Origin of the sequence: Hahella sp. KA22, from assembly GCF_004135205.1 — a bacterium.
In the GTDB taxonomy this organism is placed as follows: Bacteria; Pseudomonadota; Gammaproteobacteria; order Pseudomonadales; family Oleiphilaceae; genus Hahella.
Map to the genome: position 1 here is coordinate 4,747,959 of NZ_CP035490.1, position 11,283 is coordinate 4,759,241.

9 protein-coding genes are annotated in these 11,283 nt (G+C 52.6%); 4 read left to right on the top strand and 5 right to left on the bottom strand.

The window, feature by feature from the left end:
- Positions 1-128: 128 nt before the first annotated feature.
- Together EUZ85_RS20860 and EUZ85_RS20865 are read right to left on the bottom strand one after the other, a co-directional pair.
- A complete protein-coding gene (locus tag EUZ85_RS20860) occupies positions 129-692 on the bottom strand; it encodes a DUF6160 family protein (RefSeq protein ID WP_127971574.1) in 564 nt (187 codons plus the stop codon).
- Positions 693-929: 237 nt separating this feature from the next.
- Positions 930-1,484, bottom strand: coding sequence for a DUF6160 family protein (locus EUZ85_RS20865; RefSeq protein ID WP_127971576.1), 555 nt, complete (start codon positions 1,482-1,484; stop codon positions 930-932).
- Positions 1,485-2,232: 748 nt separating this feature from the next.
- On the opposite strand from EUZ85_RS20865, the gene pabB reads away from it, so the two are divergent.
- Positions 2,233-3,564: an aminodeoxychorismate synthase component I gene (pabB, locus tag EUZ85_RS20870; RefSeq protein ID WP_127971578.1), complete on the top strand. Its 1,332-nt coding sequence runs from the start codon at positions 2,233-2,235 to the stop codon at positions 3,562-3,564.
- On the opposite strand, the gene thrH is transcribed toward pabB, so the two are convergent.
- Entirely contained in the window at positions 3,561-4,175 is a 615-nt protein-coding gene (gene thrH, locus EUZ85_RS20875; RefSeq protein WP_127971581.1) for a bifunctional phosphoserine phosphatase/homoserine phosphotransferase ThrH, read from the bottom strand. The two genes, pabB and thrH, sit on opposite strands and share 4 nt — an antisense overlap.
- A 447-nt stretch (positions 4,176-4,622) precedes the next feature.
- On the bottom strand, positions 4,623-5,105 hold the full coding sequence (locus EUZ85_RS20880) for a T6SS immunity protein Tdi1 domain-containing protein (RefSeq protein WP_127971583.1): 483 nt from the start codon (positions 5,103-5,105) through the stop codon (positions 4,623-4,625).
- Between the two features lie 473 nt (positions 5,106-5,578).
- Here EUZ85_RS20880 and EUZ85_RS20885 point away from each other — a divergent pair, with 473 nt between their 5' ends.
- On the top strand, positions 5,579-6,304 hold the full coding sequence (locus EUZ85_RS20885; protein ID WP_127971585.1) for a phosphoadenylyl-sulfate reductase: 726 nt from the start codon (positions 5,579-5,581) through the stop codon (positions 6,302-6,304).
- 27 nt (positions 6,305-6,331) lie between these two features.
- On the opposite strand, the gene cysB is transcribed toward EUZ85_RS20885, so the two are convergent.
- Positions 6,332-7,306 carry an HTH-type transcriptional regulator CysB gene (cysB, locus tag EUZ85_RS20890; RefSeq protein ID WP_011396515.1) on the bottom strand — a complete coding sequence of 325 codons (975 nt, stop codon included), beginning with the start codon at positions 7,304-7,306 and terminating at the stop codon, positions 6,332-6,334.
- A gap of 142 nt (positions 7,307-7,448) precedes the next feature.
- On the opposite strand from cysB, the gene EUZ85_RS20895 reads away from it, so the two are divergent.
- Together EUZ85_RS20895 and EUZ85_RS20900 are read left to right on the top strand one after the other, a co-directional pair.
- A complete protein-coding gene (locus tag EUZ85_RS20895) occupies positions 7,449-8,219 on the top strand; it encodes a sulfite exporter TauE/SafE family protein (RefSeq protein WP_127971587.1) in 771 nt (256 codons plus the stop codon).
- A gap of 171 nt (positions 8,220-8,390) precedes the next feature.
- A complete protein-coding gene (locus EUZ85_RS20900) occupies positions 8,391-11,075 on the top strand; it encodes a LuxR C-terminal-related transcriptional regulator (RefSeq protein WP_127971589.1) in 2,685 nt (894 codons plus the stop codon).
- Positions 11,076-11,283: the final 208 nt, after the last annotated feature.

The window sequence follows — 11,283 nt, forward strand, 5'->3', positions numbered from 1 at the left end:
AGAGCTTTTTTGTTCGCGGAGTTATAAGAAACACAAGCCGGACGGCGGATATTATTCGCCTCCGCTGATTATCAAAGCAGGCGCGCCAGACACAGGCTTCCATCCCGGCCTAACGCAATCAGATATTTTCAGAACATCTTTATCGGCGTCAGCTTATACGCATCTGCGCCGACATTAATAATATCCGTATTGATCGGGGCGTTGAGAATCACCAGCCCCTGCTTGGTAAGAAAAACCTGATCATCAATGTTCACAGAGGTATCGCTCTGCTGGATATCCAGGGGCACAAATCCAGTGCCGAACCCTACATTGGGCTGAAAGCTGAATATCGCTGCGCCACGGTCTTCGACACCGTCTCCATTGGTGTCGATCTGGCCATAACGCAAAGGTAAAACGGCCGTAAACAGATCAACGAGCGTCCCCGTGCGCGGAGTTCCGAAGGTCATCCCCTGCAGGGAGACATTGTCATCGTGAACCGCCCCATCGCTGGATGTCTGACCCGGATAAATAACTTCCCGCACTCCGTCGGGATTGGTGTAGGCGATCGCCTCATAGGTGACTTGACCGTTTATTTCGATAACGGGAGCCGCCTGCCCCACAACTTCGCTGAGCTGCTGATCGTTAATCGGTTTTAATTCGGCCATTACCGCCGTGGAGAACATCGCTGCGCAAACAAACACAGTCTTTTTCATACTCCCCTCCACACTCCTTACATCTCTAGAGCTTTTGTTACTGCTGGCGCTGAAGGGCCTTTCGCTCAGCGCGAGGCAGACGCGACGCTCACTGAAGCGATTGCGTGTATCGTCTGTCTGAGAAAGGATGATTTTTACTGCAGAACAAGTAGATGCTTAAGAGATATTTACAAGAAAAGGCATCAGGAACGATGCCTTTTCCATCATCAATCGGCTGACCGTCAGGTCCGCCCGGTATTAGTTACCGTGAACAACCAGCTCAAGGCCGTCCAGGTTCATACCGATGATTTCAACAGCGCCCATGCTGTTAACTTGACCCAGACCAGTCTGGTTCAGGTAAACGCCCATGTCGCCTACGCGCATGTTGATGTCGGAGTTGGCGAAGGTGATGCCGATACCGCCCAGGTTGGTGGTGCCCAGAGTGGCTGCGTCAGCCAGGGCGTCGATAGTAACGTCAACGCTACCGTTGATAGAGATGTCTTTCGCGATGAAGCCGCCCAGTGCGCCAGTAGAAGCGCCCAGAGTAGCGTTAGAAGCGGAATCCCATGCTTCTACGTCAACTTCCCATTTGAACGCGTCGATGTGGATGCCAGCGTCAGTATCCCAGTCGCTGTCAGCGATTACAGCGATGTCTGAGTATGTCAAAGAACCGAAGCCGGCTTCGATGACCAATCCGCTTTGACCGGAAACGTCCGCCAGAACAGCGTCGTCAACTGCTTTCAGTTCAGCTTGCGCAGCCAGAGGAGCCGCAGCGATAGCAGATACCAAAACTAATTTTTTCAGGCCTTTCATTAAAATTCTCCTAATGTTTATTTTTTTAATTTCAGGAAACTCTCGTGAGCTTCAGATTACCGCTCAATAATCAAACAAATTGTCTGACAACCGACCGAATAATTCTGAGCGATTGTTAATTTAGTTTACGCTTCATTGGTTTTCTGTGATTACTCTCACAGTTTCCATATTGTTAATATGCGTCTAGAATTCCATTTAAAAACAAACAATTAGCGACTAAGTACAACCGCCTGAGCATCGTGAAACGTTTCATTTTTGTTTGCTTTGTGTTTCACAATCACGAGGCCAGTGTAGGGTTGTGTTACCGGCGAATCCGTGAATAAAATCACAGAAACCAGGCCGTTTGTTAAGAAGTGTTAACGGGTAGACACTATTTGGCCATCTGGCCTATATACGGTTCGACGAGACCCTTCAAAAAGCGCGTCACACTAGATAACCCCTTATTAAAAACCTCCGCATTGGCGTCAGCCAAACGGCGAATTGCGAGCGGCCTGAAGCTCCAAACGCCGCCGTCGGCGACTTAAAAACGTGAGCAACTTCAAATATGCGCTCGCTAACACTACAATTCCGCAGTCTTTTGAGACCACTCAAACCAATAGACGTAAGACAATAAGAAGTCCGGCCGCGAAACACCGCCATCCAAGCGCCTGAAAAATGGAAGCTGGAGGGTTAAAATGTCGGATTAATAAGCCAATGGCGCTTAGCGGGCGCCGAAAGAGGCGCTTTTTAACCAGGCCAATATTTGTTGATGTCAGTTTTCACCATTCCCTACGCAGACTATAACGCCGTCATTCACTTGTTATCTTCCCGTCCCGGCTTCTGCTGGCTGGACAGTCGGACTCAAGAGGGGCGCGCCTTTGAAATTATCGCCTGTGATCCGGAGTGGATAGCTCGCAGCCAGGGAAGCACCCACTTTCTCTCCCGTCCTGGTGAGACAGAGACGCCAGTCTCCTACGCCGACTTGCTGGCGCTTACTCAACAGCCCCGCGCAGCCCATCCAACCCCCTGCTTCAAAGGCGGCCTGATCGGATTCATCAGTTACGAGTTTGGACGCAACCAATTGCTTGGCGACCGCAACTGGCGCCGAGACTCCGCCTTTCCAGCCGCCTGCATAGGCGCTTATGACAATTACCTGATCGTAGAACACGACAAACAGACGATCACCGGCTTCGGGACGTTCGCTTTCCAAAGCCTGCTGCAGCAAAGCGCCCCCGCCACAGAAGCTTTCAGCGTCACTCGGGCGATTGCTCCAGACTGGAGCTACGAGCAGTACTCAACTGAGTTCGACAGGATCAAGGAGTACATTCTCGCTGGAGACTGCTATCAAATTAACCTGACGCAACGCTTTTCAGGCGCTTATGCAGGCGATCCGCTGGAAGCCTATATAAATGTCAGGCAGGCGGCCAAGGCCCCCTATTCCGCCTTTTTCCGCAGTGGTCATGGCGACTTGCTTTGTTTTTCGCCGGAGAAGTTTCTGACGGTGAGCGGTCGTGATGTCGTCACCAAGCCTATTAAAGGCACCCGCCCACGCGGCGCCAGCGCCGCCGACGACTTTCGCCACATTGAGGATCTTACTTCCAGTCCCAAAGATCGAGCGGAAAACGTGATGATTGTGGACCTGCTGCGCAATGATCTCGGCAAGATTTCCAATATCGGCAGCGTCAAAGTAGAGAAGCTCTGCGCTCTGGAGACCTATAGTAACGTTCATCACCTGGTCAGCACGGTGACCTCCACCTTGCGCGACGAAGTCTCGCCTTTCGCCGCCCTGATCTCCTGTTCGCCAGGCGGGTCGATTACAGGCGCTCCCAAGAAGCGGGCGATGGAAATTATTGATGAGCTGGAGGGCCACGCCCGCAGCGCTTACTGCGGCAGCGTATTTTATCTGTCCAATGATGGCCGTATGGACAGCAATATCGCCATCCGCACCATGACCTGCAGACAGGGCGACATGCATGTATGGGGCGGAGGCGGCATCGTCGCAGACTCCGACTGTCTTGCGGAATACAATGAGTCCGTTGTAAAAATCAGACACATCGTCGAAGCCCTCGGCGGAGAGTTACCTGGCAAACGCGAAGATTAGTCCGTCACCAGGCGACTGGCTTTGATAAATTCCGCTCGCAGCTCATCGTAGGTACGCACCGCGGGAAACTGCGGAAATTCAGCTATAACATTGTCAGGCGCCTTAAACAGAATACCGGCGTCCGCTTCCGCCAGCATCGTAGTGTCGTTGTAGGAGTCCCCGGCAGCAATGACACGGTAATTCAGGCCATGAAACGCCTGCACCGACATTCGTTTGGGGTCTTTCTGGCGCAGCACGTAATTCGTCACCCTACCACTCTCGTCAACTTCCAGGCGATGGCACAGTAATGTCGGCCACCCCAGCTTCTCCATTAACGGCATCGCGAACTCGTAAAAGGTGTCGGACAAAATCACCACCTGAAATCGATGGCGCAGCCAGGCGACAAACTCCTGGGCTCCTGGAAGCGGCTCCAATGCAGCAATAACGGCCTGAATATCCGGCAATCCATAACCATGCTCATTAAGAGTTTTTAACCGCTGCTTCATCAGCACATCGTAGTCCGGGATATCCCGGGTTGTCGCACGTAAAGCATCTATCCCGGTTTTTTCCGCGAAAGCGATCCATATCTCGGGTATCAACACCCCTTCCAAATCCAGACACGCTAGTTCCACGACTCACTCCTGTCATCTCTATTCACTTGAAAGTTACAGAAACAAACGTCAACGCCGCTCGTCTCAGGCGTGACACAGCGCCCCACAGCAGCCCAGGCCAGTCCTGCTTTTCCCCAAAAGCGCCTTAATCATAAGGGTTTAGCAGGGGGTTGCATATTCGATGAATAAAGCTAAAATCGGTTAAAGATGTAAACAAGATTTCACATAAGTTTACGAAAAAAATAACAAGATCAAACTATAGAGGAGAGTCCGATGTACATCAGCGCAAAAAAGCTGGCGGGTCTGGTTGCGTTTAATGCGTTAGGGTTAACTCTGACGTTAGTTTTGGCGAATCAAATACTTTAATCACCTCTTACTTGAATAATTAGCCACGTCCCGGTTTGCTGTCCGGGACGGCTGCTTGACGTCCCGAATCTATTGAGGACGCCCCCTCTCCTACTACTTATCTCATTCTAGCCACTCCGCACTCAACTGAATTGCTTCGCCAGCGGGTATATCTTTAATCTGGCTGTGGATCTGACCTGTTATAGAAAAGTGAACCTCTATATCCATCAGTTCAAAGTTTTCCGCCGCATAGTCGCCGCCCAAGACGGGCAGTTTCTTGAAGCTGTACAACATCCCAGGTTTTAACACAAAGCCTTCTTCCTTGAGCTGCGCGACAGTAGCCGCCAAAAAGCACTCATTAACCAGGTTCGTATCTCGCAATTTGTTACGAAAGTCCTCGTAGGAGTCCGCAACTTTCTCATAGCTCCCATCGCCTGTGGATAACAAGAATATCTCGCCGTTTCGTTCCTGGAGGTAGGCGTCGCCCGTGGAAGAAAGCAAAATAGGCTGCGCTGCATCCCCCACTAACCAACGCCAATCACTTATGAGGCCGTCCTTATCAAGACGCTCAATATTTACCGTCAGATCATTCCAGGTTATCGACATATGACTTCTTTCTATTATTGTGGGTTTGGTTACAAGTCTTTACAGTTAAACATGCAGACACACCTAATCCAAATGGACTATACTAAGCTTACGGTGGTGATAAACCCTTGCAGAAGCAGCCACCGACCGAATTAGGAGGCCTTGAACGCCTCCTTTTTTCTTTTTAGCGTTTTATCCCCCCCTCATCGTCTTATCAAGCCTGAGTCATTAGAAGTGTTGGCGCGCAGTCACATCTCATCACATCCAGGCATAAAGTTGACTGTTTTCATGAGGCATTATTTTTTTCTTGGTCTACACTTTTTCTCGTAGTGACACAGACCTGTTGTGTCAACAGCTTAGAATCAATCTTGGGAGGCCTCTTGGCCTCCTTTTTTTGTTTTCGTTCTTTAGATATAAGTCTTTATTATTTTTAGCACTATCAACAATTTGTTAGCCTACAGGCGTCTAATTTCTCTGCTACAAGGCGCTAGGTGATGACACCCGAATATGATGTAAAGGAACTCGCCAGGGAGATGGAAGAGTGGAGCCCCAAGGAAGTGATGCGTAAAGCGTTGGAGCTTTACGACAATATCGCAATTTCGTTCAGCGGCGCAGAAGATGTGGTCCTGATAGAAATCGCCAGCAAGCTAAAGAAGAACATCCAGGTATTCACGCTGGATACCGGTCGCCTGCATCCCGAGACCTATCGATTTATCGAAAAAGTACGCGATCACTACAATCTGCAAATTGAAACCCTATCCCCCAATGCGGAGGATGTGGAACGTCTGGTCAAGGAAAAGGGGCTTTTCAGCTTCTATAAAGACGGCCATTCCGAATGTTGCGGCGTTCGCAAAGTGGCGCCGTTACGGCGCAAGCTCGCTACTGTCGACGCCTGGATCACCGGGCAAAGAAAAGACCAAAGCCCCAGCACACGTAATAAAGTGGCGTTAGTGGAAGAAGACGCCGCGTTTGGCGCGCCGGATCGTCCTTTGGTCAAGTTCAACCCTTTGGCGAACTGGACGTCGCAGGACGTATGGAACTATATCCGGATGTTCGATGTTCCATACAATGAGCTGCATACAAAAGGATTCATCAGTATCGGTTGCGAACCTTGCACGCGGGCTGTGCTACCTAATCAGCATGAGCGTGAAGGACGCTGGTGGTGGGAGGAATCCACCATCAAAGAATGCGGGCTACATGCAGGCAACCTCAAAAGCTGAGCCCCACGCGCCTGCCCGCAGTCACCTCTAGTACGTGGGCAGGCTGATATTCTCAAAAAGCTCTTCGATTTCCGCCTTGGAGGCCTTTTGAGACGCTTGATCGACTAGTTCTCTGGTCAGATGGGGCGCGAAACGCTGGATAAATTCGTACATGTAACCGCGAATAAACGTTCCTCGCCGAAAGCCGATTTTCGTCGTGCTGGGACGAAACAGTTTGCTGGCGTCCAGAGCCACCAAATCGGAGTCCGCTACCGGGTCATACGCCATGCGGGCGATGATGCCGACACCCAGTCCCAGTCGCACATAAGTCTTGATAACGTCAGCGTCCGCCGCAGTGAACACCACTTTTGGCGTCAGCCCTTTTTCACTGAATGCTTCATCTAATTTAGAGCGTCCAGTAAAGCCGAAGACGTAGGTGACGATAGGGAACGCCGCCACATCTTCTATTTCAAGCTTTTTCTTCTCGGCCAGAGGATGGTTTTTCGGCACCACCACACAGCGGTTCCAGCGATAGCAGGGAATCATGATCAGATCCGAAAAGTGCTCCAGCGCCTCCGTGGCGATGGCGAAGTCCACGGTTCCGTCAGCCGCCATTTCCGCGATCTGCATCGGCGTGCCCTGATGCATGTGCAACGAGACTTCGGGATATTCCTGAATAAAGCTGCGAATGATGGAAGGCAACGCATACCGCGCCTGCGTGTGAGTCGTGGCGATGCTGAGGTCGCCTTTCCGCTGATTGCTGAACTCCTGCGCGATCTGCTTGATGCCGTCGACCTTACGCAGAATCTCACCGGCGACTTTGATGATGGTCTCTCCCGCCGGCGTCACCCGGGTCAGGTGCTTGCCGCTGCGAGAGAAAATCTCCACGCCCAGTTCATCCTCCAGCAGACGGATTTGTTTACTGATGCCGGGTTGTGAGGTGTAAAGACTCTGAGCAGTGGCGGACACGTTGAGATCATGATGGGCGACTTCCCATATGTATCTCAGCTGTTGCAGTTTCATTGAATTGTCTCCTTGCAGCCCGGCGTTATTATAATTGGAGATAAAAATATAAATAAATATTCTTTTTAAGAATAGATAAATCTAGCTAGATTGGCCAAATAATTCTTGGCTTATTACGCATTTGTTAGTTTAGACCATCTTTATGGAAATTCTTTTATATATTGTCACCGGGGCCGGCGTTGGCTTTTTGGTCGGTTTGACAGGAGTTGGCGGCGGTTCGTTGATGACGCCGTTACTGATTCTTTTCGGCTTTCCCGCGCATACGGCAATCGGCACGGATCTGCTCTACGCCGCTATCACCAAGTCCGGCGGCGTCGTCACTCATGCCCGCAGCGGAACAGTGAACTGGAAGCTTGCCGCCACCCTCGGCGCCGGCAGTATTCCCGCTTCGATTATCACCACCCAGATTCTCGCGCACTACTTCCCTCATCCGGAAACGTATAAACACCTGCTGACCACCAGTCTGGGACTGATGTTGATCGTCACAGCCGCCGTGCTTCTATTTAAAGACCGGTTGCTGCGCGCCAGCGCCGGGGCGACTGTGATGAGCGACGAGCGACGCGCCGGGGTCACCGTATTCATGGGCGTCATTCTGGGTGTGTTTGTGACATTGTCCTCCGTCGGCGCAGGCGCTATCGGCACAGCCCTGCTCATGTTGCTTTATCCCGCATTGTCTTCATCCCGCGTCGTCGGAACGGATCTCGCTCACGCCGTTCCCCTGACCTTCATTGCGGGCCTTGGGCACATGCAATTGGGGAACATAGACTATTACCTGCTCGGCAGTCTGTTGATCGGCTCCCTGCCTGCGATTCATGTCGGGACCGCGTTAGCCAAGCGGATGCCTTCGGCCGTACTGCGCCCAGCCCTGGCGAGCATGTTGTTGATCATCGGCGTCAAATACGCATTTTTCTGATGATTGACACAGATGGCTAATGCCTCAATTCATCCGGAGCCCCGTTAAAGCGCCCGCTCTAATGGGGTTTGTCGCGCATATTTCATTGATTTAATTGAGTTCAGTTGACAAGTTTTCAGTTTGCATAAAGACTGAAACCCGCTTTTTGGCCATACTGACTGCACTCTGCACATGATCGTTCTCGAAACCAAACTTTTCCCGCTTCGCCTCGACGACAGCCTGTTAACGCGCCAGCGTCTGCTTGGCCGTATCGGCGCGCCCGGCAGCGCCCGCTTTATTGGCCTCGTCGCGCCCGCCGGCTTTGGAAAGTCCACGTTGGCGCGGCAATGGACGCAGTCTCATCATGCGCCCACCAGTTGGATCTCGCTCGATCCCGCGGACAATTCCGCCTCTACGTTCTGGAGCTATGTCGTAGAAGGACTGCGTCGTAACGGTTTGGAGGAAATCGGGGAGCTGCGCGCGCCGTTGCAGGATACAGCGCACGCCAACGCCAGAGTGCTGGTGACCGCGTTGATCAATCAGCTACACCAGCATCAGGATCGCCACTTTGTGTTGGTTCTCGACGACCTGCATCACATTACGAACAAGGATATCTTCGACGGCCTGACCTATTTGGTGGACTTCGCGCCCGCCAATTTCACCTTGATCGTCACCTCCCGCAACGAGCCATCGTTTCCTCTCGCTCGCTGGAAGGTAAAACGCTACGCCAAATTGCTCTATTCCGCAGACCTGGTGTTCGACTCGCAGGAGGTCGCTGACTTATTCGCCCTCGCATTGGACGTCAAAGTCAGCCCGGAAGCTGCAGCTCGCGTTGTCGGCTCCACCGGCGGCTGGGCGGCGGCGTTGCAGCTGTTGTCGCAAGCAGATTTGAAACGGGCGGACGGCGCCTTATCGAACGAGAAATTTGAGCAGGCGCTAGCCCAGGCGAAGAGAGAAATCGACGACTATGTCGCCCAGGAAGTACTGGACGATCTACCGTCCCACCTGCGTGAGTTCATCCTGGAAATGGCGGGAGCCCCCCGCTTTGACGCACTGCTATGCGATCAAGTCAGAAGCGCTCAGGACAGCCATCAGATATTGCTGGAACTGGAAGCGCGCAACCTGTTTCTGATCCCTCTGGATGACGCCGGCCAATGGTTTCGTTTTCATGAGCTGTTCCGCGATGGCGCATTGCACTACTTAAGACAACGCCAGCCGGACGTTCATCTACAGCACTGCCGTAATGTCGTGCGAGCTTGCCTGGAGCGCAGACTTTACCTGGAATCCGTGCAGTTGATCATGCACATTCAGGCCTGGGACCTGCTGCAGTCCACTCTGGAAAGCATCGGCAACCAACTGGTGCGACAGGGATACCACCTCTACATCATTGAATGGCTCGACGACGCCCCGCAAGAATTGCTTAGCCAGTCACTGCGTTTGCAGCTGCTGAGAATATGGTGTCTGCTTTACGACAACCAGTTCGCCGCCATCCCCGATCTGGTGGACGCGGTGAAGAAGCACCCTTTGCTGCCTGAGCAGGATGATACAGTGCGCCATGAGTTACGCCTGCTGGAAGCCTACGCCGCGCGGAGTCGCAAGGACATCCAGACCGCCAGCGCGCTGACGCAATCCGTCTTACAGGATCTGCAGCAGATCAACGCCCCGATCAAATCCCTGGCCTACTTCGGCCTCGGCAACGACTACTACGGTCTGGGCCGACTGGATGACGCCATGGCGGCATTAAAGGAAGCCGTTACGCTCGGCAAACTGGAGCAACGCTTCTCCACGGTACTTTCCAGCCTGGGTCTGCTGCTATGGATCATGCAAATCAAGGGGGAGTTTCTGCATGCGATCAATTTGTTCCGACAAACGGAACTCTGGGTGCAGAGCTATCATAAGGACGGCCCTGAACCCAATATTGTCTCGTGCTGGCTGAACAGCTCGCTGGTGCTGATCCATTGCGCCTTGGGCAATCTGGAACACGCCGAACGTTTTCTCAAACCGATGCTGTCATTCGTGGATAACGCCGAACCCCAACAGAAGCTCATCACCTATTACACCTGGGCGGAATTCAACCGCCATTGCGGCGATTTCCCGCAGGCGCTGCGTCATTATGAGCAGGCTCGCGAGCAGTTGGAGTATAACCAGCGTGAACTGGCCGCCTTCGCCCCCCCGGTTCTGGCCGGTAAGTTGCACTGCCTGCTGGACAAAGGGGACATGGCCAGTGCTGAGTCCGTGTGCGCCCTTATTCTGAGCAAAAGTCCCACAGAGGCATCTCCTTTTGAGGCCATGGAAAACCTGTCAGCACAGGCGCGTTACTTTTTACGCAAACAGCAATGGCGCAATTTGCAGGAAGTCGCCGAACTGATACTGGCCCTCGCCGAAAGCCACGGCTCTACCCGTTATCAGGCGCAGGCCAAATTGCTGCACGCCGCCGCCCTGGCGGGACAAAATCAGTCAGAAGCCGCACGACTGCGGATAAGCGAGGCGTTGGCGCTGGGTGAAAGCAATGATTTCGTCGCCATGTTCCTGGCGGACGACGCTTATTTGAGGCCGCTATACGCCAACCTGGATATCACCGAGACGAGTCAGGCTTATCTGGAAAAGCTGCATGTCACTTCATCTGCCCAGAATGGTCCGCCAACGCGGGAAGAAGAGCCGCCGCCCCAGACAGAAGGTTTACTGGAAGAGCTAAGTAAGCGGGAAATGGAGGTGCTGACGCTGATTTACGAAGGACTTCCCAATAAAAAGATCGCGGATCGCTTATTCCTGGCCCCCGCCACCGTCAAGGCCCACATTCGTAACATCTACGGCAAAATCGGCGCGGCGAGCCGCACGGAAGCGTTGGCCCGGGCCCGTCATCTAGGCCTGTTGTGATCTATTACCTCCTTTTTACGCCCTATGGACGATGCGGCTACGCCCCCTCATTTTTTACGCTAGTCCTATGAATCGAATTCGACAAAGCCTTTCATTTCGAATTCTCTTGCAGGGCTTGTCCCTGCTTTTTTTGTCTCCTTAAGAGCGCAGGAAGTTTCATCTCCTGTTTTGCGCTAGCGGCGATGTCTGGGTTATGCAGCTCCGAAAT